Below are 20053 nucleotides of genomic sequence, written 5' to 3'. Positions count from 1 at the left end.
TCGAATAGGCATCACAGGAGTTCCGGGCGTGGGTAAGAGTACCTTTATTGAACAGTTTGGACAATTGTTGCTCGCCCAAGGTCACAAGGTTGCCGTCTTGGCGGTTGATCCTTCTAGTAGCATTAGTCGTGGAAGTATTTTGGGAGATAAACCCCGAATGGAATCCTTGGTAAAAGCAGAAAACGCCTTTATTAGACCTTCTGCTTCTGGAGATTCTTTAGGTGGAGTGGCCCGTAAAACTCGGGAAGCTATAGTGCTGTGCGAAGCCGCCGGTTATGATGTGATTCTTATAGAAACCGTCGGCGTAGGGCAAAGCGAGACTGCTGTGCATTCCATGACCGATTTCTTTTTACTGCTGAAATTGGCCGGAGCCGGAGACGAACTTCAAGGCATCAAACGCGGAATCATTGAAATGGCAGATGCTATTGTGATCAATAAAGCTGATGGAGAAAATGAAAAGGCCGCGCGCTTGGCAAAAGCAGAATTCAATCGGGCTTTACACCTCTACCCGGAAAAAGAGAACGGCTGGACACCCAAAACGCTTACCTGCAGCGCTATTGAAAACAAGGGAATAGATGCCATCTATGAATTGATCCAAGGCTTTACCCAACAAACTCAAGATAGTGGTGCTTTTGAGCATAACAGACAACAGCAGGAGCACTATTGGTTTAAAGAGACCATTAGTAATACCGTACTCGATGATTTCTACAACAGACCGGAGATCATTAATGAGATCAAAGCACAAAAAGCGCTTTTGGATGCACAAAAGACAACACCTTTTGAAGCCGCCTTCGCTGTTCTGAATAAACTCCAGTAAAGGAATCCTATAGTTTAGGCCCCAAATTCAAAACCGAAATAATCAATTTCTTCTCGGTAGTGCTTGTAGACAAAATCCTTGGCAGATTCACTGTAATGTTGCACGTAGGAGTCGTGATTTTTTACTAGTAATTTGGGTAGCTCCGTATCTTCAATTCCCAAGCGCTGACCAACAATATCAAAATCAGCTTGTAGGTTTTCAAAGCGGCCAATGAAATCCATATTTACCTTCCCGCTCAGGTCAATGATGTGATTGTATTGGGAGAACTTTTGATGATTCATATGATGTTCCAAAAAGCGTTCAAAAGACAATTCACTATCTGTAATGCCATACTTGGCGCGCATCCGCGAGTCACGCATAATGTTTCGATACCAAGAAAACACCTGCGCCCAGGTGTTTCTCACAAAAGTGAACTTATAAAAGCTGTTGAACTCAGTAGCGGTCAATTCCGGAGCAATTGATTGGCCCATATAATGCACAAACCGACCGGGTTTACCGCGTTTAAGACTGTAAAGCCCCAGTTTTAAAAAGTAATTGCGCTGGGTGAGTCTTTGAATCTCTGACAAGGACCGATGGTCTTGCACGTCGTTCTCCAATTCGTTGAATAGACCTAGTTTCTGAGAAATACTCGTTCCCCCAGTTTTAAAGTTGTGGATGAAGATGAATTTTAGCTCTTTAGATACCACCAGAGATTTTTTTAACCCAAGCCACTTGCTTTTCCAAACCAGCTTTTAGGGTGGTCTGCGGGTTGTAATTCAGAAGGAGCTTTGCCTTTTCAATGTTAGCCTTGGTACGGGATTGATCTCCAGGACGTGCCGGACGCATATCCATGGGGATACGCATGCCTAAGAGTTCTTCAACAGTCGCGATACCTTCTGCGGTGGTGCTCTCCGTCTCTGTTCCAAGATTGATCACTTCTCCACTGCAAGATGTCTCTCTGCCTATCACAGCCACGATACCGTCTACAATGTCATCTACGTAGGTAAAACTGCGTAAATGCTGCTGGCTGCCTTCAAATAAAGGAAAAGCAGTGCCCTCCAATCCGCAGAGGATCAATTTGGTATACAGTTTATCGGGGCGCTCTCTGGGCCCGTATACTGAATATAATCTTAGGGAACAGCTTTGTAGTAGACCATCGCGCTCATAAGCCAACACCAACTGCTCTGCAGCCAATTTGGTCACTCCGTAATATGAAGCTGGTTTTGGTGCTTCACCTTCTGGATAGGTCGCCACCAATCCATAAATGGAAGAAGTCGCAATATTGACAAAGAATTTAAAGTCTGGACAGTGCTGGGTAAATTGCAGTACCCGCTGGGTTGCAATGATATTATTGGTCAGGTAGTCGTCAAAAGTACTTTTTTGAGAGATTCCTGGCTGCGCCGCAAAATGAAAGATATACTCAATATCTGTAGGCAATATAGTCTCTAAATTTCCATCTCTCAAATCAACCGAGTGTACCGTAATTCCCTTTTCAGCGAGCTCCTTGGCATTGCGCTCCTTGAGTCTCACATCGTAATAAGGTGAGAAATTATCTACGGCAACCACCTCATGGCCTAAAGCCTGGAGACGCTCCGCAGTATGGGATCCTATAAATCCGGCAGCACCGGTGACTAATACTTTCATTCGACCCAAAAATAACAAGAATAAACAGACCGCTGCCAAACCAATTTCAATTCTTTAAAAAAGAATACTTTTGTAGCAAACTAACAAAAATGTCTTACGCCCTTACTGTCGTAATCCCTGTGTATAATGAAGAAGACAATTTGGCTCGAGTAGAGGCAGAAATGACCGCCTTCTTTAAAGTGGCTAAAAGGCCCACTCGCGCTTTATTCGTTAACGATGGTTCCAAGGACAGTTCGCAACAAATGATCGAGGATATCTGCTCGAGAAACGAGGCATTTAGTTATATCAATTTTGCAGAGAACAGAGGCCTCAGTGCTGCGATTAAAGCAGGCTTTGATCATACGGAAACTCCTTTGGTGGGTTATATCGATTCGGATCTGCAAACAGCTCCAGCAGACTTTAATCTTCTGTTTGATCATATCGATGACCACGAACTGGTCACTGGTGTAAGAGCGAATCGCAAGGACAAATTTGTAAAACGCATGTCTTCAAGGATCGCCAACGGTATTCGCAGAGCCTTTACCAAGGACGGCATGGATGATACCGGTTGCCCCTTAAAGATCATCAAAACGGACTATGCAAAACGCATCCCTATGTTCAAAGGTCTGCACCGCTTTTTACCGGCAATGATCCTGCTACAGGAAGGCCGGATCAAACAGATTCCAGTACAGCATTTCCCAAGAATTGCAGGAACGGCCAAATACGGTTTATGGAACCGCCTTTTGGGTCCGCTAATGGATTGTTTTGCCTATTTGTGGATGAAGAAAAAGTACATCAACTACCGCATTGCCTCTAAAGGATGAGCGCCTGGCTGATCTATACCATAGGCTTTGTAGCCCAGATCTTGTTTTCAGCGCGACTGTTGTTGCAGTGGTTCCTCTCTGAGAAGAACAAAAAGGTCATGACCCCAGCGCTGTTTTGGAAGATCAGCCTGTTAGCGAGCTTTCTCTTATTTGTATACGGCTACCTTAGGGAAGACTTTGCCATTATGTTGGGACAGTCTTTGACCTACTTTATTTACATCAGAAATCTACATCTTCAGGGCCACTGGCAAAAGGCGCATTGGGCCTTCAGGAATTTTTTGATCGCTTTTCCCATAGGAATTGTCGCCTATGCCTATAACAACGGAAAATACGATATTGACCTCTTGTTAAACAATGAAGCCATTCCGCAATGGTTGTTGTGGTTAGGTATTGTATCTCAAGTGCTTTTTACCCTGCGTTTTGTCTATCAATGGTTGTACTCAGAAAAGAAAAAAGAATCGCAACTGCCTATGGGTTTTTGGGTACTCAGTGTGACCGGAGCTTCCTTGATCTTGCTTTATGCCGTGTTTAGAAAAGATCCGGTCTTACTGTTCGGGCACGGAGCGGGTTTACTGGTTTATTTGCGCAACATCATCATTTTAAAAAAGCAAGCTGCAGTGGCTTAAAGACAGACCCCTTACCCTACTGCTTTTGAGTTGTATCCCTTTGTTTCTGATACATCTTGGAGAGCTGGCCGTAAACATCATGGAAGCGCGAAATTTCATTACTGCGCGAGAGATGTTGGTGGACGACAATTGGCTTTTGACCACCATAAACGGAGAGCCTCGCTATCAGAAACCACCCCTACCCACTTGGCTTACGGCCTTCTCGGGGGCCGCTTTGGGCTTAAAGGTTTGGGCCTTGAGATTACCGGCTGTACTAAGTGCCGTTTTGTTGATGGTCTTTGGTTTTAAACTCCACAGTGAACTACTCAACAATCGCAGACAGAATTTTTGGGGAGCCTTGGTGCTGGTCACCTCTTTCTATATCATTTTTGCCGGTCGTAACGGGCAATGGGACATTTTTACGCACGCCTTTATGATGGTGGCCATATTTGGCATTCACAAACTATTTAGTCAAACAAAGAACTTAGCGCTTTACGGCTTAATTGCTGGACTGTCTTTGGCAGCATCATGGATGAGTAAAGGGCCGGTATCCTTGTACGCACTTTTGCTCCCCTTCCTAATCGCCTACGGCATTGTTTATAAATACCGCTGGCACAAAGGGCTTGTACTGCCATTGCTACTCATGCTTGTTGTGGCGGTACTTGGTTCTGGCTGGTGGTTCTGGTACACCTACACCTACGACGGCGAGACACTCCGTGCCATAACAGAACGCGAAGCCAACAATTGGACCAGTTATAACGTACGCCCGTTTTATTATTATTGGAGCTTCTTTACCCAAAGTGGCTTGTGGACCCTGCCTGCATTTGTCGCCTTGTTGTATCCCTATTTAAAAAAGCGCGTCAGTGATCCTAAAGGGTATTTATTCAGTTTGCTTTGGACGCTGTTGAGCGTGGTGCTATTATCTATCATCCCAGAAAAGAAGTCACGCTATTTACTGCCTGTATTGATCCCAATGGCGTGGAATACCTCTTTCTATTTGGAATACCTCATTGAACAATTCAAGGAATTGACTGATTGGAAAGAAAAAGTAGGCCCTTATCTGCACTTTGGTATTTTAGGTACGGTTGGTGTTTTATTTCCTTTAGGCGGATACTATCTGCTCCAAGATCACTTGGAGGGTTATTGGGTTTGGTTTGTACTGCTCAGTTTGAGCTTAGTGGTGATCAGCTTTTTTATTTGGCGCAGCCTGATCAAAAAGCAGATTCAAAAGGCCTTAGTTTTTTCTGTAGTCTTAGTTATGGCCGTTATTTGCTTCGGATTGCCTTTGGCAGAGACCTTGAGTTACAATCCAAAATACCAAGCCTTGTCCGCACTGCATCAGTGGGAAGAGCAAGAAGATCTTCCTGTTTTTGAGTACGACTTTTTTACTCCGGAGCTGATCTGGGACTACCAAGGGATTATTCCGGTGATCAAAAATCAAGGGGAATTCTTTTGGCCTGATCAAGATGCCTTTGGAGTTTTGGTGGCCGAAGATCACTTGGAAGAGTTTCTAGAGGATTTTAAAGACTTCAATTACGCTCCCGCTGGATTTTACGATATGAATCCACAGGCCAAAGGAGAAAGCGGGTACAAGACCCGTTTAGCGCGAATGCTCTTTAAAGTCTCTAAGCGGAAGTAGCAAAACGCTTTTGCAAATAGCGCTCTAGTTTGTAGAAACTCAATCCTGCCAGCGCTCCTACGATCATTCCAGTAAAGATATCCAACGGATAATGCACGCCTACATAAACGCGGCTGTAGCTGACCAAAAAGGCCCAAAACAGCATTAAAAACGGTAAGTACTTATAACGACTGCGCAAAATCAGACTAATGAACACAGCGCCTGCCATGGTGCTGGTAGCATGTCCAGAAAAGAAACTGAACTTCCCACAACGCGGGGCCACATAACGAATGACACCTTCCAAACTGGCTTCCTGGCAAGGCCTAGGGCGCTCAAAAAAGTCTTTGGCTAAGTTGGTAAGTTGATCGGTAAAGGTGATCATTAAAGCTGTGGTGACAACTACTACAGCGGTAAACTTCCATCCGAAGTTCTTATACACCAAATACAACAGTATGGCATAGATAGGAATGGAGGCGAACTTATTGGTGATCACCAGCCACAAATTGTCCCAGGTAGTAGATCCCAAACTGTTCAGGTAAATGAACAGCTCACTGTCATATTGGAGTAATTGATCAATCATTCTGCTCGTATCGGGCGATCTCACGATCGTAAAATTCCGTAGCTGCAGCGATCATATTTTGAGTCTCTGTCTCTACTTCTTTTTGGTCGTGCTGATCAAATTCTTCCAGCCATTCGATCTCGTCTTTGCTCAGATCAATAACAAAACGTGGGAATTCTGTGTGAATCACAAAAATATTATCCGGATGATCGGTATTGTCTCCTAGTAAGAATTTTGGAAGTTCCATGACGGTTGAATTATGGGCAAAAATACTAATTATCTGCAGAGTCCGACGTTTGCAGCTCTTTTTGAACTATCAGGCGCTTGCTCAGCTGGTTGAATCGCAGGTATAAAAGCACCCCACTCACCGTAAGTCCAGCAAGTAATCCAATCCAAATTCCGGCGCTTTTGTAGGCGGTGTGCAACCCTAAATAATAAGAGATGGGAAAACCAACTACCCAATAAGCAATAAAAGTGATCAGCGTGGGAATCTTTACATCTTGCATCCCTCTTAAGGCGCCAAGCACTACCACTTGCACTCCGTCAGAGATCTGGAATACGGCCGCGACCAACAACAATCTTGCTGCTATTTGAACCACTTCAAAGTTGTCCGCAAAGTTTTGAGCATCGTCAAAATCGACATAAAGTTTAGGTAGAATTTGATGCAAACTAAAAAAGAGAATCGCAAATCCACAAGCTAAAATGATCGCTAGCAAAAAGATAGAATTGGCAATTCTACGCAGTTCACGGTAGCGCTGTAATCCCTGTTGATTCCCCACTCGAATCATCGCTGCTACACTGAGTCCCATAGCCACCATAAAGGTCATGGAGGATAAATTCAATGCAATTTGATTTGCTGCCTGAGGATTCTTTCCTAAGATCCCAGACATCCAAATGGCAGCCGTAAATATGGCCACCTCAAAGAACATTTGCAAGGCAGAGGGAAATCCGAGATTTAAAATACGTTTGATCATGGTACTTTCTAAAACAAAGAGTTTGATCTTCAACACATAATCCCTTGATTTGAGATTGCGCTTCATCAAAAGCCACAAATACCCCACCATGATCAATCGCGATGCGAGTGTTCCAATGGCCGCTCCAACGATTCCCATTTGTGGAAATCCAAACTTGCCAAAGATCAAAAGGTAGTTTAAAATGATGTTGATCACATTGGCCAAAAGCGTAGCATACATAGGTGCTCGCGTCATAGACAATCCATCGCTACACTGCTTAAAGGCCTGAAAAATGATCAAAGGGATCAAAGAAAAAGCCACCAGATCCAAATAGGGTTCAGCCAAAATCACAACCTCTTCCGGTTGGTCCATGAAATACAGCATGGGTTTAGACAAATAAACCCCTAAAAAGAGCGTAATACCCAATACGGCACAGAGGAACAAACCGTGTTTAAAGGCCGCGTTCCCAGCACTGAAATTGCCTTCTGCATCAGCAGCGGCCACCAAAGGCGTTATGGCCGTAGAAAAACCAATACCCAAAGACATAGCAATGAACATAAAGCTGTTTCCCAAAGAAACTGCTGCGAGTTCTGCAGTACCTAACTGCCCCACCATGATATTGTCCACAAAACTGACAAAAGTATGGCCGAGCATTCCTAAGATCACCGGGGCTGCTAAGGTCCAATTGTATTTAAATTCTTTGGTGTATTGCTTTAGATTCATTAGGGATGGTTGGCTTGCAGTATTGACCTGCTACAACGGTCTATCAAAATTAAAATTTAATATCTTTAAACAAAGACAAGCAGCATGAAAGTAAATGCCAATACCGTAGAAGAATATTTCCAAGCCATTCCTGAAGAGCGCCAACCGCATATGAAAAAGTTGCATCAAACCATTGTGGATAATCTGCCTGAAGGTTTCCAAGTGGGGATGAGTTACGGGATGGTAGGTTATGTAGTTCCACACAGTTTATATCCGGCGGGCTACCATTGCGACCCAAAGCTCCCGCTTCCTTTCATGAGCATTGCTTCTCAAAAAAACTTTATCGCCCTATATCATATGGGCATCTACGCCAATCCTGAGCTCTTAGCATGGTTCCAAGAGGAATATCCAAAACACGTAAAAACCAAGCTAGACATGGGCAAAAGCTGCATCCGATTTAAAAAACCAGAGGTTATTCCTTATGACCTAATTGGGGAGTTGTGTAAGCAGATGGACCCCCAAAAATGGATAAATGTCTATGAATCAGTGATCAAGTAGTAAGAAATTCCTTATATTCGTACCAACATACTTGCAATCCAGATTTTAAAAACTACTTATACCCCCCAGTATAACCATGAAAAAACCGCAAATTCTGGCTTGTGTTGCGGTACTCTTTTTTGGAGTACAACACGCCAAAGCCCAAGTGGGTATCGGTACCACTACACCGACTGCCCAATTGACTATTGATGCAGGGTCGAGCGGAATCGCTCCCCTTGAACTGACCAACACTACTACGGCACCTACGCACAACCTAAGCGGAGGACAGATTGCCGTGATCAACAACGAGCTTTACTTCTTTGAACCAACCAGGAGTCATTGGTTTAGCGTAACTACCATTCCGATTACGTTTGCGAGAAATGGAAATGTAAATAACAGCAACCTTTATTTTGGTGGACGTATTACCAACCAAAATTCCGGTGCGCCCATGCTCAAAAATGGAACTATTATCGGAGTTTCCGCTACTTCTTCCGGAGGTAGTGCAACAAAGAGGTTTGAATTGCGCGTGCGTAATGACGGTTCTGATGTAAGCGTAACAGATTTGAGTCTATCTGACAACGAACTCTATGACGATACATTGAACATAGATTTCTCCGAGGGTGACACCTTAACCATGCGAGCAAGAAATGATGGTGATGGAGACGTTAGTAATCCATCGATCATTCTTTGGATCAAGTGGCGCGAATAAGCTTATTTAATTCCGTACTTATCAAACAGGTATACTAGGGAGGCCATAGCGGCTGCCCCGAGTTCCAATTCCCTTTTGTTAATGGCATCAAAGGTGTCGTTAGGTGCGTGATGGTAGTCAAAGTAACGCTGAGAGTCCGGTCTTAGTCCGCAGAGTACAATACCATCATCCTTCAATGGGCCAATGTCGGCTCCGCTTCCCCCTCGGGTGAATGAGTGCACTAAGTAAGGTTCAAACAAGGTATTCCAAGACAAGACTTGCTCATAATTGGCTTGATCGGTATCAAAAGAGAATCCGCGTGGCGAGAATCCACCGGCATCACTTTCAAGCGCAAAAACATGAGTTTCCTTGTTCTTTGTTGCAGCTTCTGCATAGGCTCTGCCTCCCCGCAAACCATTCTCTTCATTCATAAACAACACTACGCGCAGGCTGTGTTTGGGCTTATAATTGGCCTTTTGCAACAATCGCAGCACTTCCATGGATTGTACACAACCAGCTCCATCATCATGAGAGCCGTCTCCGGTATCCCAAGAATCTAGGTGTCCACCAACCACAAAAAACTCGTTCGGCCTTTCTGTGCCCGTGATTTGTCCGATCACATTATAGGACTGTACATCAGGGAAGGTCTCGCAACTCTGTTTGATGGTGAGTTTTAAATCCGCATCATTTTGAAGCGCTGCACTCAAGGCCTCTGCACCCAAAGTACTCACAGCAGCAGCAGGAATGCGCTGGTCAGGACTGAGGTCACCATAAGACATGGAACCTGTATGCGGATAATCATCCAAACGCAAATTCATAGAACGGACGATAACACCTACTGCTCCGTATTTGGCAGCTTCCATGGCGCCAGCATAGCGCTGATCTACACAGCCTCCGTAAGCAGCAAATGTGTTGATGAGCTCCGCCTGCATGGGTCTATTATAAAATACGATCTTACCTTCAATCACTTCTTTTCCCAGCGCTGCTAAAGCGTCAAGGGATTGCACTTCAACAACCTCAGCTTTGAGTCCTGAGACTGCAGTAGCTACAGATCCGCCTAAGGCACAAATCTGCAGGTCTGTTTTAGAACCTGCCGTTTCAAAATAAGCCGTCTCTTTTTCTCCTCTGACCCATTTAGGAACCATTACTGGTTGCAACCAAACGGAATCCAAGCCTAACTTTCTGAGCTCTTGTTCGGTATATTTTACGGCCTGCTCAGCCTCTGGAGATCCTGATAAACGTCCGCCGATCTCATTAGAGATGTGTTCCAACCACGAATAGCTCTGACCGTTGAGTAAAGCCAGATCATAGATGTTACGCAGCATTAAGGAATCTGAAGTCTGCGTTTGCCCAAAGGATACTGCAGTGAGTAACAGGCAAAGGCTCAGTAAACGTGCTTGGAATTTCATAGTGGTTATTCGTTGTTGAGTTCTTGGATGTACTGCTTGAGTTTGGCTTGAGTCTCCGGATCCAATTCTGGCTCCTGGATGTTGTTGTAGGTCTCCATCGCTTCCAATAATATGCTAGCAACGATCACTCGAGCTGCTCTCTTATTATCTGCTGGTATCACATACCAAGGAGCGTGATCCTTAGAAGTTCTGTTGATGGCATCTTGGTAGCACTCCATGTACTGATCCCAAAGTTTGCGTTCCTTGAGATCGCCAGACGAGAACTTCCAATTCTTTTCTTTTTTATTCAATCGGCGCAGTAGGCGGTGCTTTTGCTCGTCCTTAGAGAGGTTCAAATAGAACTTAAAGATGAGTGTACCGTTTTCTGCAAGGTGTTTTTCAAAGTTATTGATCTGTTCAAAACGCTTATCCCAGAATGCATCGTCTATCTGATCCACACTTTTGAGTTTAGGCAAACGCTCGTTGAGAGTGTATTCTGGATGCACGCGCGTCACCAAGACATTCTCGTAATGCGTACGGTTGTGAATTCCGAAGATTCCACGACGTGGCAAGGCAATATAATGCCTCCAGAGGTAATCGTGATCCAATTCTAAGTCTGTAGGCACCTTAAAGCTGTGCACCTCTACTCCGCGCGAATTGAAGTCCTTAAACACCTCTCTAATCAAACTGTCTTTTCCGGCAGTATCCATCCCTTGAAGACAAATAAGCACAGCGTACTTATCATGAGCATACATGGTATCCTGCAGTTTGCCCAGTCGGGCGCGGACACGCTCTAAAACATCTTCTAAAGTTTCTTTGTCTAGACCAAAGTCTTCATAGGTATCGTGCTTTTTGAGATCCGTTTGTCCGGCTACACGGTATTTACTGCTGTCAATATTCATGCTGATGGTATTAGTTACTGGCGAACAAGCGCACGTCTTCTTCGCTAATAGATTCTCCTCCTAAGATAATCAATCGTTCCACTACATTGCGCAATTCGCGAATGTTTCCGGTCCAATCGTACTCTTTGAGCAGCTTTACAGCCTTGTCCTGGAACTTTTTCTGCGCGGTTCCTTGTTCTTCGGAGATCTTCTTGGTGAAATAATCCAAAAGCAAGGGAATGTCTTCTCTGCGATCGTTGAGAGCAGGAACTTTGATCAAGATCACTGCCAATCGGTGATAGAGGTCTTCTCTAAAATTACCCTCTGCGATCTCTTTTTTAAGGTCTTTGTTTGTCGCGGCAATCACTCGAACATCAACCTTGATATCCTTGTCATTCCCCACACGTTGGATCTTATTCTCTTGCAAGGCGCGAAGCACTTTGGCCTGAGCAGACAAGCTCATATCCCCTACCTCATCCAAAAAGATGGTTCCGCCATTGGCAGCTTCAAACTTTCCGGCGCGATCCTTATTGGCAGACGTAAAAGCACCTTTAACATGACCAAAAAGTTCACTTTCTATGAGTTCACTTGGTATGGCAGCACAGTTTACCTCGATCATGGGTCCTTTAGAACGATCACTCTTTTGGTGCAACCAATGAGCAACGAGTTCTTTACCCGTACCATTAGGACCTGTAATAAGCACGCGAGCTTCTGTTGGAGCTACCTTTTCAATCATCTCTTTGATATGCGTGATTGGAGCGGATTCCCCGATCATCTCGTAATTCTTACTCACCTTCTTTTTAAGGCGTGTGTTCTCCACCACCAACTCTTTGCGGTCTAAAGCGATACGCACCGTATTTAAAAGTCTATTCAGATCGGGTGGCTTGGAGATATAATCAAAGGCTCCAAGACGCATGGTATTAACGGCAGTATCTAAATCACCGTGACCAGAGATCATGACAATAGGGGTTTCTGGTTTGAGCTTCTTGGCCGCTTCTAAAACCTCAACGCCGTCCATTTTTGGCATTTTAATATCACAAAGCACCAAGTCGTAATCTTCTTTTTTGATCAATTCGATTCCGGAAAGTCCGTCTTCGGCCTCGGTCACTTTGTAATCTGCACTCTCTTCTGTAAGTATTTTGGTCAATACCCGGCGGATCGCCGCTTCATCTTCTATGATTAATATCTGAGCCATATCAAATCTTATATTTTACACCGGTTCTGAAGTAACCGGTATTGTTTTCATTCAAGTTAAATACGTTGTTGCGGTTTTCATCACGCAATCGTAATTCATTGTACAAAGTGTATGCCGCATAAAGGTAGAAATAGAAATTCTTGGCAAAGTTGTACTCATATCCCAGACCTGCAAGGATTTGCGTCATAGAAATATTATCTGCGATTGCAGTACTCCCGTCTGGATTGGTCACCACGCGATTGTTCTGAATATTGGAAAAGAACCCATCTAAAGAGGCATAAGCCTGCAGGCTGTTCTTGGCATTGAACATATGTTTGATGTTCGTTTTTGGGGTACCGAGGGAATACGACCAACGCGGGTGAAACTGTCTGTAATAGTTGATGATCGGTAAAGGAAAAGGACGTCCTTGGTTGGTAGAATACTGCAAACCTATGACCCAACGATTCGGTTTTGCAACCTCATCAGAAGATCGATCTCGAATCATATAAGCGGAACCACTGAATCTAAAATCCCGCCCGAGAAAATCAGCGCTTTCAAAGTTGGAAGCCAGTTCAAACCCAGCTCTCGCCCCAAAACGCCATCCACTTTTAAACTTAAAAGTATAAGCAATAGTAGCTCGGAACATTTGAAACGTCTTGGCATCATTGGCATCAAAAGGCACTGGATCATCAATATCCAGAGTGATGTGTCGGTATTCAAAACCAGGGATCAGATAACTGCCTTCCCAGGAAAGCGGGATCGGAAAATTGATAAAGGTCCTAAATCGACTCAAAGAATTGTCACTGTCTACTTGCGGAATACGAAGCCATTCCACACGCATAAGATCGGTGGATTGTCCCAAACAACATCCGCCAGAAAGTATCACAAGCAAGAGCAAGAATTTACGCATTGCCCTCCTCTGAAATTTTGGTTGAAACCATGGATCTGATGTGCAAATCGCGTTGTGGGAACGGAATGCTAATATCGTTCGCTCTAAAGGCCTCGTCGATTTTAAAACGGACATTACTCTTGGTCAGTGGATCCTTAAAACTATCGGTCACGTAAAAGAACACGCTAAAGACCAAAGCAGAATCACCAAAGTCTTGAAACAACACGCGTGGTTCGGGTCGCTTGAGGATGCCTGGTTCTGATTCTACACATTCTAATAAGAGCTTTTCTACCAAACGGGTATCACTTCCATAAGCCACTCCCACGGTAACGCTCTCCCGAGTCATCCTGTGATTCTGGGTATAATTAAAGACGGTATCGCTAATGAACTTATGGTTAGGAATGATGATGACTTTATCATCTCTGGTAATGCAACGCGTGGTTCGGAGTCTGATCTCTATGACCTTCCCCACTTTGCCGTTGATCTCAATGATGTCGCCCACCAAAAGTGATTTATCTACTATGATGAAAATCCCGCCAATAACATCTTGAAACAGTTCCTGCAGCGCCAATCCAAGCCCTACAAAGAGAGCGGCTGAGGCAGTCAATAATACGGTGACATTGATCCCTGCAGCGTTCATGGTAAGCAGAATCACCAGCATATAGATCAAATACTTCAGGAATTTGAAAATGCTCACAAACTTCAAGCGATTTTCTTCTTCCATGCGACGGGTTACCCATTTGCGGATCAGGTTTAACATAAAACCTGAGATCATTATGGCCACCACCAAAGATAGAATAAGTCCTATGGTAAGGTGAATCTGTTTATCACCTTCACCAAAATGAAAGCCTCTATTGAGAAAATCTCGAATAGAGGCCCACAAACTTTTACCGATCTCCGTAGCCTCTTCGGCCAGGGTTTCATCTTGTATAAGCGCTAGTATTTTAACCATTTAAACAATTCCTTGTAGCTGGCCTTTTTTCCGTACATCAAGATACCGACGCGGTAGATTTTGGCGGCCACCCAAACTGTGCCTATAAAAGTAGCAAATAAAATCACTACTGATAGTATTTGTTGCCAGATTGGGACTCCAAACGGTATACGCATCAGCATGACCACTGGAGAGGTTAAAGGAATGAATGAAAATACTTGAGAAACTGTACCGTGCGGATTTTCGATTACGGTGAAAACCCCAACATAAACTGCCAGAATCAATGGCATGAGAATGGGCAGCATAAACTGCTGAGTATCTGTTTCATTGTCTACTGCAGCTCCAATGGCCGCGTAGAGCGATGCGTACATCAAATATCCTCCTAAGAAGAACAGGATAAACATGATCACCAAGTTCATCAAAGGCAAAGAATTGATTTCATTGACCAAGCCAACCATCTCGCTCTGTGCTTCTGGACTGTCTTGCATTTGCTGTACCATTTCTGTTTGGGCGGATTGCGCCTGTGCCGGATCAATGTCCAACATAGCCGATCCTACAGAAAGGAACACACCGAGCAATACTACCCATACGGCAAACTGGGTAATCCCAGCTAGGGAAGTTCCAAAGATCTTTCCAAGCAGCAGCTGAATTGGTTTAACTGAAGAGATGATCACTTCAATGATTCGGCTGGTCTTTTCTTCAATCACCGAGCGCATGATCATGTTTCCATAAATAATGATGAACATGAACAGTAAGTATCCCGCTATTCCTCCAAAGGCCAGTTTTACAACGGAGCCCATTTTAGAGGTCTCCTCGCCTTTAAAGGTTTCTAGGTTGGTACGCACCCGTACCCGAAGGTCTCGGATCTTTTCGGCATCCATCCCGGCTTCTGCTAGACGTGAATCCGTGGCCAAACTACCGATGCGGTCTTCTATCTTGCTGATAAGCAACAGTGAAGGAGAATCCGCGGAATAGAAGGTTACTTGATCTGCCATCTGATCCATAGAATTTACCTTAGGAATATAAAGCAGACCGTACTGTTCAGCGCGCTCCACTTTTACTTTGGCAGAATCCAAACTGACTCCGGTGAGGATTTCGTATTTAGTATTCTCTGTGTTCTCAAATTTGTCAATAAACAAGCCTGTTTCATCCAAGACAGCAATGGTCTTGCTGCTTTCGTTATTGAGCTGTGACAAATAGGCCACCACAAAGATCAGCGCCACCATGATCAGTGGGCTAACAAAGGTCATTACAACAAAGGATTTGTTCTTTACCTTATTGAGATATTCGCGTTTTATAATGAGTGGAAGGTGATTCATCTTAGCTGTTTTTTACCGTTTGAATGAAGATATCGTTCGCGCTAGGCACAACTTCTACAAAGTGCGTGAGTTGTCCTTTCCCGCTTAGGTACTGGATCAGATCGTTGGCCGAACCATCGGCACCTAATTTGATATTGCACATCAGCTCATCATTGATGCTCTTGAATTGAGCCGGAGACACCTCGAACTTTCCTTGAAGTTCTTTTAAAACAGTCTCCTCGTTCGGGGTCATCAAGCCAATCTCGAAGGTATTGGTCTTGTTTTGCCTTTTGATGTCGATGAGTTTACCGTCTAGAATCTTATTGGATTCGTGAATCAAAGCGATATGATCACACATTTCTTCTACCGACTCCATGCGGTGCGTAGAAAAGATGATCGTAGCTCCATTGTCTCGTAGACGAAGGATCTCATCTTTAATAAGGGTGGCATTGATCGGGTCAAATCCGCTAAAAGGTTCGTCAAAAATCAACAGTTTAGGTTCGTGCAGTACGGTAACCACAAACTGAATTTTCTGAGCCATCCCTTTGGAGAGTTCTTGGATCTTTTTGTTCCACCAATCCCCTATTTCTAAGCGCTCAAACCACATGCGCAGGCGCTTTTTGGCTTCGGCCTTATCCAGTCCTTTCAACTGGGCCAAATACAAGGCTTGTTCACCTACTTTCATAGACTTGTACAAACCGCGTTCTTCTGGCAAATAACCGATGTCTTTGATGTGTTCAGCACGCAGCGGTTCACCGTCAAGCGTTACGCTACCGGTGTCTGGCATGGTGATCTGATTGATGATACGGATAAAAGTAGTTTTCCCAGCTCCGTTAGGCCCAAGCAGTCCAAAGACGCTTCCCTTTGGGACACTAATGGAGACTTGGTTGAGGGCAGTATATTCACCAAATTTCTTGGATACACTGTCTGCAACTAGCAAATCATTCATAAGATACGTTGAAGTTTTTTGGTTATGTTCATGCAGGCTCACCACTACATAGAACACAAAGTTAGTACAATAGGACGGGTATTTGTTACACTCTAAATTGTCCTAAAAAATAAAACCCACCCTTGACTGTGATCAAGGATGGGAAAAAAATTGCTATGAAAAAGAAAAATTATCACTAGAAAGGAATCTAGTAATAGTCAAATATAAAAAAATATTTTTAATAACTCTCTTTCCTTAGGAGAACATATCCTTCACTTTCTCAAAAAAGGATTTGTCTTCCTTTTCCGGTTTTGGTTGGAAATGTTCATCGGCACTCATGCGCTCAAAGAACTCCTTTTGCTCCTTTGAAAGTGTGCGCGGAGTCCATACGTTTACATGAACCAAAAGATCTCCTTTACCGTAGCCGTTCAAGTTTGGAATCCCTTTGCTTCGCAGACGAAGGATCTTCCCGCTTTGCACTCCGGATTCGATCTTGATTCGCACCTTTCCGCTCACGGTCTCTATCTCTTTGGAGGTCCCTAAAGCAGCTTCTGAGAAACTGATGTATAGATCGTAATGCAGATTGTCACCTTCACGCTGTAAAAGCTCGTGTGGCTTCTCGGTGATGGCAACCAAAAGATCTCCAGGAATACCGTTGCCCGGGGCATCGTTTCCTTTTCCACTGACCTTTAGCTGCATTCCGTCTTCTACTCCTGCGGGAATTTTTATCGATACAGTTTCCTCTGTAGCGATCATACCTTGCGCATCCGCGTTTGCAGGCTTCTTATCTACGATCTGCCCAACTCCTCCACATGTAGGGCAGGTAGTAGCTGTTTGCATACGTCCTAAAATGGTATTTTGGATTCGAGTGACTTGTCCGGTACCGTTACACGTGCTACAAGTAGTGAAAGTAGTGCCTTGCGCCATTTTCTTGCGCTTCACCTTGATCTTTTTCTCCACACCAGCAGCGATCTCTTCTAAGGTCAAACTCACACGGATACGCAGATCGCTTCCTTTGCGTCTGCGTTGGCCGCCACCGAATCCGCCAAATCCGCCAAATCCGCCGCCGCCAAAGGCACCGCCAAAAATGTCTCCGAATTGACTGAAGATATCATCCATGTTCATTCCACCGCCGCCGCCAAAACCGCCGCCTTGGAAAGCTTGGTGTCCAAACTGATCGTATTGCTGACGTTTTTGAGGATCGCTTAAGATCTCATAGGCCTCTGCAGCCTTCTTGAACATCTCTTCTGCTTTCTCATCACCAGGGTTCTTGTCTGGGTGGAACTCAATAGCCTTTTTGCGGTAAGCCTTTTTGATCTCCGCAGCAGAAGCGCCTTTGTCAACGCCGAGTATTTCGTAAAAATCTTCTTTCACTGTCTTGTCTTATTGTTGTCCGATCACCACTTTTGGGTATCTGATGATCTTATCGCCTAAGGTGTAGCCTTTCTCAATCACGTCAATGATCTTTCCTTTCAAGTCTTCCGTAGGCGCAGGGATTTGCGTCACAGCCTCGTGCAGATCGGCATCAAAGGTTGTTCCTGCTGCAATCTCAATAGGCTGCAGACCTTTGTTCTTCAAAGTCTCTTTAAGCTTGTTGTGGATCAGGGTAACGCCTTCGAACAGGCCGTCATCACCTGCACGATCGATCTCTTTTAATGCGCGATCAAAATCGTCCAAAACAGGAAGCATGGATTGAATTACCTCTTCTCCTGCGGTTTTAAACAACTCCACACGCTCTCTGCTCGTGCGCTTTTTAAAGTTCTCAAATTCTGCAAAAAGTCTTAGAAATTTGTCTTTCTCCTCCTGCAACTCGCGTTGGGCTTTTTCCAAGTCGGTTTCTTGCGGAGTTTCTTCTTGCTGATCTACAGCGACGTCTCGATCTAAGATCTGATCCAGTTCGTCGCTATTGGTATTTTTATTTTTGTCTTTCTTGCTCATGGCAAAAACGCTGTTTTTATAGGTCAATTTACAGCGTGCAAAAGTACTGCCATTGTTTGAAAAATGTCAAAATGTCACCAATTATTTATGCTGCTACAGCAAATTTGACAAGGCAGCATCTAAATCTGGGAATTCAAAGCGGTATCCGGAATCTATGATCTTGTCCGCACTAACCTTCTGCCCTTCTAAGACAAGCAAAGCGCGCTCCCCAAGAGCCACTTTAAGCACAAAGCCAGGAACCGGTGGCAAAATGATTTTTTTACCAAGTGCTTGGGCAACGCCCTGAGTTAGGGTTTTATTGGTTACCGGATTGGGCGCTACACCGTTGAACACACCGCTGAGCCTGTTCTGGATCAGGTGGAAATAAATACCGCTAATGTCTTTGCGATGAATCCAAGAGAACCACTGCTTCCCGGAACCTAATGCAGCACCAAGACCTAGTTTAACGGGTTTCATGATCTCTGGCAAAGCACCCTGATCAGGATCTAAAACCACCCCGGTTCGCAATTTAGCGACTTGTATCCCCATAGCCTCAAAACGATCTGCAGCGGCTTCCCACTGCACAACCACCTCTGCCAGGAAATTATCTCCAACCGCGCTGCTGTCTTCTGTATAATGTTCTGTGAGACTATTTGGATATAGGCTGATTCCGGAAGCGCTAATGAAATGAGTCACTTGATGCTTCAATTTTCTCAAACTTTCTTCCAGCAACATCATAGTACCTACTCGAGTTTCTACGATCTCCTGTCGGTAGGCTTTGGTCCAAGGTTCACTAATGGGTGCGCCAACTAAATGTACAATTGTGTCCACGCCGTTAAAGCATTGATCATCGATCTCGTTGTTCTTGGGGTTCCAAAGAAAACCGCGATGATTATCGGTTTGGATGAGTTTACTGGATCGGGTGGTTAAAAAGTGAACGGTGTGTCCTGCCTGATGCAAGTCCGCAGTAAGTTGAGTTCCGATAAGTCCAGTAGCTCCTGTGATTAAAACCGTCATGCTATTTTTTTACAAAAATACGCATTAGCCGGCGGACTATTTCTGAAACTTATCTTAAGGCTTTGTGGCTCTGAGCATATGACGTTTGCCCGGAGGGCCATCTAAGCGCTCCACTTCAAAGCCCAAGGATTGTAGATCGCGCCGCACATCGCCTTTAGCGCAATAAGACACCCAGACACCTCCAGGCTTAAGCGCGTTGAAGGTCTTTTCAAGGATATCACGATGCCAAAGTTCTGGCTGCACACGCGGTCCAAAGGCGTCAAAATAGATCAAATCAAAGGCCTGCTCGGCATCTAATTGATCAAAGGTGCGTTGCTGCTTGGTCAACGTAAAAAGAGGATCGATGGATAGTGGTTGCTCCCAAGGGCCTTCATGCATGGCTTGAAAGTCTGCCAAAGGCATGCCGAGATCTTCCGGATATCTCATGGCTTGCCATTCCTGCTCAGCAACTGGAAAGGCCTCCATCCCTGTGTAGTGTAATTCAATTTTGTGGTCTTTGGCAAAACCCAAACTCAATAGTGCATTGAGTCCCGTCCCGAATCCAATCTCCAAGACAGACAAAGACAAAAAAGACCCCAGCTCATGCTTGTGCTGGAGTCCTTGTTTTATAAATACGTATTTGGCCTCAGCAATTGCGCCGTGTTTGGAATGGTATTGTTCGTCCCAATCGGGCAATTGAATGGTCCAGGATCCGTCTCCGGTCTGGATGAGTTCGCGTTTCACAG

22 protein-coding genes are annotated in these 20053 nt (G+C 44.6%); 6 read left to right on the top strand and 16 right to left on the bottom strand.

Annotated elements, in window-relative coordinates; translation table 11 throughout:
* A partial coding sequence (gene meaB / locus HRT75_RS04985; RefSeq protein ID WP_291183301.1) for a methylmalonyl Co-A mutase-associated GTPase MeaB occupies positions 1-817 on the top strand: 817 nt, incomplete at its 5' end.
* A 14-nt stretch (positions 818-831) separates the two neighbouring features.
* Here the strand turns inward: meaB and HRT75_RS04980 are convergent.
* Together HRT75_RS04980 and HRT75_RS04975 are read right to left on the bottom strand one after the other, a co-directional pair.
* Positions 832-1503 carry a sulfotransferase family 2 domain-containing protein gene (locus HRT75_RS04980; protein ID WP_291183299.1) on the bottom strand — a complete coding sequence of 224 codons (672 nt, stop codon included), beginning with the start codon at positions 1501-1503 and terminating at the stop codon, positions 832-834.
* Positions 1493-2440, bottom strand: a complete 948-nt coding sequence (locus tag HRT75_RS04975; protein WP_291183297.1) for an NAD(P)-dependent oxidoreductase — start codon at positions 2438-2440, stop codon at positions 1493-1495. The genes HRT75_RS04980 and HRT75_RS04975 overlap by 11 nt, the downstream gene beginning before the upstream one ends.
* A gap of 89 nt (positions 2441-2529) precedes the next feature.
* On the opposite strand from HRT75_RS04975, the gene HRT75_RS04970 reads away from it, so the two are divergent.
* From HRT75_RS04970 to HRT75_RS04960, 3 genes are read left to right on the top strand one after another with little or no spacing between them, the layout of a single operon-like run.
* On the top strand, positions 2530-3243 hold the full coding sequence (locus HRT75_RS04970; RefSeq protein WP_291183295.1) for a glycosyltransferase family 2 protein: 714 nt from the start codon (positions 2530-2532) through the stop codon (positions 3241-3243).
* Positions 3240-3869, top strand: coding sequence for a lipid-A-disaccharide synthase N-terminal domain-containing protein (locus HRT75_RS04965; protein ID WP_291183293.1), 630 nt, complete (start codon positions 3240-3242; stop codon positions 3867-3869). Before HRT75_RS04970 ends, HRT75_RS04965 begins: the two co-directional genes overlap by 4 nt.
* Positions 3870-3894: 25 nt before the next feature.
* A complete protein-coding gene (locus tag HRT75_RS04960) occupies positions 3895-5487 on the top strand; it encodes a glycosyltransferase family 39 protein (RefSeq protein ID WP_291183291.1) in 1593 nt (530 codons plus the stop codon).
* Here the strand turns inward: HRT75_RS04960 and HRT75_RS04955 are convergent.
* From HRT75_RS04955 to HRT75_RS04945, 3 genes are read right to left on the bottom strand one after another with little or no spacing between them, the layout of a single operon-like run.
* Positions 5474-6046, bottom strand: coding sequence for a phosphatase PAP2 family protein (locus HRT75_RS04955; protein ID WP_291183289.1), 573 nt, complete (start codon positions 6044-6046; stop codon positions 5474-5476). The genes HRT75_RS04960 and HRT75_RS04955 overlap by 14 nt on opposite strands.
* Positions 6039-6272 carry a hypothetical protein gene (locus tag HRT75_RS04950; RefSeq protein ID WP_272833555.1) on the bottom strand — a complete coding sequence of 78 codons (234 nt, stop codon included), beginning with the start codon at positions 6270-6272 and terminating at the stop codon, positions 6039-6041. The genes HRT75_RS04955 and HRT75_RS04950 overlap by 8 nt, the downstream gene beginning before the upstream one ends.
* A 25-nt stretch (positions 6273-6297) precedes the next feature.
* Positions 6298-7701, bottom strand: a complete 1404-nt coding sequence (locus HRT75_RS04945; protein ID WP_291183287.1) for an MATE family efflux transporter — start codon at positions 7699-7701, stop codon at positions 6298-6300.
* 84 nt (positions 7702-7785) lie between these two features.
* Here HRT75_RS04945 and HRT75_RS04940 point away from each other — a divergent pair, with 84 nt between their 5' ends.
* Together HRT75_RS04940 and HRT75_RS04935 are read left to right on the top strand one after the other, a co-directional pair.
* Complete coding sequence (locus HRT75_RS04940) at positions 7786-8238, top strand: iron chaperone (protein ID WP_291183285.1); 453 nt, start codon at positions 7786-7788, stop codon at positions 8236-8238.
* 76 nt (positions 8239-8314) lie between these two features.
* Positions 8315-8926 (top strand): hypothetical protein, encoded by a 612-nt coding sequence (locus HRT75_RS04935; RefSeq protein ID WP_291183283.1) that lies wholly within the window; start codon positions 8315-8317, stop codon positions 8924-8926.
* A 2-nt stretch (positions 8927-8928) separates the two neighbouring features.
* Here the strand turns inward: HRT75_RS04935 and HRT75_RS04930 are convergent, their stop codons facing one another.
* From HRT75_RS04930 to mnmD, 11 genes are all read right to left on the bottom strand, one after another.
* Entirely contained in the window at positions 8929-10314 is a 1386-nt protein-coding gene (locus HRT75_RS04930; protein ID WP_291183281.1) for a M20/M25/M40 family metallo-hydrolase, read from the bottom strand.
* A gap of 5 nt (positions 10315-10319) precedes the next feature.
* Positions 10320-11195 carry a PPK2 family polyphosphate kinase gene (locus tag HRT75_RS04925; RefSeq protein WP_291183279.1) on the bottom strand — a complete coding sequence of 292 codons (876 nt, stop codon included), beginning with the start codon at positions 11193-11195 and terminating at the stop codon, positions 10320-10322.
* A 10-nt stretch (positions 11196-11205) separates the two neighbouring features.
* Entirely contained in the window at positions 11206-12369 is a 1164-nt protein-coding gene (locus HRT75_RS04920) for a sigma-54 dependent transcriptional regulator (RefSeq protein WP_291183275.1), read from the bottom strand.
* A gap of 1 nt (position 12370) precedes the next feature.
* Positions 12371-13258, bottom strand: coding sequence for a DUF6268 family outer membrane beta-barrel protein (locus HRT75_RS04915; protein WP_291183273.1), 888 nt, complete (start codon positions 13256-13258; stop codon positions 12371-12373).
* Positions 13251-14189, bottom strand: a complete 939-nt coding sequence (locus tag HRT75_RS04910) for a mechanosensitive ion channel domain-containing protein (RefSeq protein ID WP_291183272.1) — start codon at positions 14187-14189, stop codon at positions 13251-13253. The genes HRT75_RS04915 and HRT75_RS04910 overlap by 8 nt, the downstream gene beginning before the upstream one ends.
* Complete coding sequence (locus HRT75_RS04905; RefSeq protein ID WP_291183270.1) at positions 14174-15487, bottom strand: ABC transporter permease; 1314 nt, start codon at positions 15485-15487, stop codon at positions 14174-14176. The genes HRT75_RS04910 and HRT75_RS04905 overlap by 16 nt, the downstream gene beginning before the upstream one ends.
* A gap of 1 nt (position 15488) precedes the next feature.
* Positions 15489-16415 carry an ATP-binding cassette domain-containing protein gene (locus HRT75_RS04900; RefSeq protein ID WP_291183269.1) on the bottom strand — a complete coding sequence of 309 codons (927 nt, stop codon included), beginning with the start codon at positions 16413-16415 and terminating at the stop codon, positions 15489-15491.
* A 234-nt stretch (positions 16416-16649) separates the two neighbouring features.
* The gene (gene dnaJ / locus HRT75_RS04895; protein WP_291183267.1) at positions 16650-17768 is read right to left on the bottom strand and encodes a molecular chaperone DnaJ; all 1119 of its coding nucleotides are present in this window, start codon (positions 17766-17768) and stop codon (positions 16650-16652) included.
* 9 nt (positions 17769-17777) lie between these two features.
* Positions 17778-18332, bottom strand: coding sequence for a nucleotide exchange factor GrpE (locus tag HRT75_RS04890; RefSeq protein WP_291183265.1), 555 nt, complete (start codon positions 18330-18332; stop codon positions 17778-17780).
* A gap of 93 nt (positions 18333-18425) precedes the next feature.
* Positions 18426-19328, bottom strand: coding sequence for a TIGR01777 family oxidoreductase (locus tag HRT75_RS04885; protein ID WP_291183263.1), 903 nt, complete (start codon positions 19326-19328; stop codon positions 18426-18428).
* Positions 19329-19382: 54 nt separating this feature from the next.
* Positions 19383-20051, bottom strand: coding sequence for a tRNA (5-methylaminomethyl-2-thiouridine)(34)-methyltransferase MnmD (gene mnmD / locus HRT75_RS04880; protein ID WP_291183261.1), 669 nt, complete (start codon positions 20049-20051; stop codon positions 19383-19385).
* Between the last annotated feature and the right edge of the window lie 2 nt (positions 20052-20053).

This window comes from Gilvibacter sp. (genome assembly GCF_013214815.1).
Taxonomy (GTDB): domain Bacteria; phylum Bacteroidota; class Bacteroidia; order Flavobacteriales; family Flavobacteriaceae; genus Gilvibacter.
The sequence above is the reverse complement of the archived record's forward strand: the minus strand, read 5'-3'. Positions and strand labels throughout refer to the sequence as shown.

What these genes read in the sequence shown, in the direction of transcription:
- HRT75_RS04945 (WP_291183287.1), bottom strand. Translation starts at nt 7,701, where the DNA reads ATGAATCTAAAGCAATACACCAAAGAATTTAAATACAATTGGACCTTA.
- HRT75_RS04970 (WP_291183295.1), top strand. Translation starts at nt 2,530, where the DNA reads ATGTCTTACGCCCTTACTGTCGTAATCCCTGTGTATAATGAAGAAGAC.
- HRT75_RS04910 (WP_291183272.1), bottom strand. Translation starts at nt 14,189, where the DNA reads ATGGTTAAAATACTAGCGCTTATACAAGATGAAACCCTGGCCGAAGAG.
- HRT75_RS04920 (WP_291183275.1), bottom strand. Translation starts at nt 12,369, where the DNA reads ATGGCTCAGATATTAATCATAGAAGATGAAGCGGCGATCCGCCGGGTA.
- HRT75_RS04900 (WP_291183269.1), bottom strand. Translation starts at nt 16,415, where the DNA reads ATGAATGATTTGCTAGTTGCAGACAGTGTATCCAAGAAATTTGGTGAA.
- HRT75_RS04955 (WP_291183289.1), bottom strand. Translation starts at nt 6,046, where the DNA reads ATGATTGATCAATTACTCCAATATGACAGTGAGCTGTTCATTTACCTG.
- HRT75_RS04905 (WP_291183270.1), bottom strand. Translation starts at nt 15,487, where the DNA reads ATGAATCACCTTCCACTCATTATAAAACGCGAATATCTCAATAAGGTA.
- HRT75_RS04930 (WP_291183281.1), bottom strand. Translation starts at nt 10,314, where the DNA reads ATGAAATTCCAAGCACGTTTACTGAGCCTTTGCCTGTTACTCACTGCA.
- HRT75_RS04950 (WP_272833555.1), bottom strand. Translation starts at nt 6,272, where the DNA reads ATGGAACTTCCAAAATTCTTACTAGGAGACAATACCGATCATCCGGAT.
- HRT75_RS04885 (WP_291183263.1), bottom strand. Translation starts at nt 19,328, where the DNA reads ATGACGGTTTTAATCACAGGAGCTACTGGACTTATCGGAACTCAACTT.
- HRT75_RS04935 (WP_291183283.1), top strand. Translation starts at nt 8,315, where the DNA reads ATGAAAAAACCGCAAATTCTGGCTTGTGTTGCGGTACTCTTTTTTGGA.
- HRT75_RS04925 (WP_291183279.1), bottom strand. Translation starts at nt 11,195, where the DNA reads ATGAATATTGACAGCAGTAAATACCGTGTAGCCGGACAAACGGATCTC.
- HRT75_RS04975 (WP_291183297.1), bottom strand. Translation starts at nt 2,440, where the DNA reads ATGAAAGTATTAGTCACCGGTGCTGCCGGATTTATAGGATCCCATACT.
- HRT75_RS04940 (WP_291183285.1), top strand. Translation starts at nt 7,786, where the DNA reads ATGAAAGTAAATGCCAATACCGTAGAAGAATATTTCCAAGCCATTCCT.
- HRT75_RS04915 (WP_291183273.1), bottom strand. Translation starts at nt 13,258, where the DNA reads ATGCGTAAATTCTTGCTCTTGCTTGTGATACTTTCTGGCGGATGTTGT.
- HRT75_RS04890 (WP_291183265.1), bottom strand. Translation starts at nt 18,332, where the DNA reads ATGAGCAAGAAAGACAAAAATAAAAATACCAATAGCGACGAACTGGAT.
- HRT75_RS04965 (WP_291183293.1), top strand. Translation starts at nt 3,240, where the DNA reads ATGAGCGCCTGGCTGATCTATACCATAGGCTTTGTAGCCCAGATCTTG.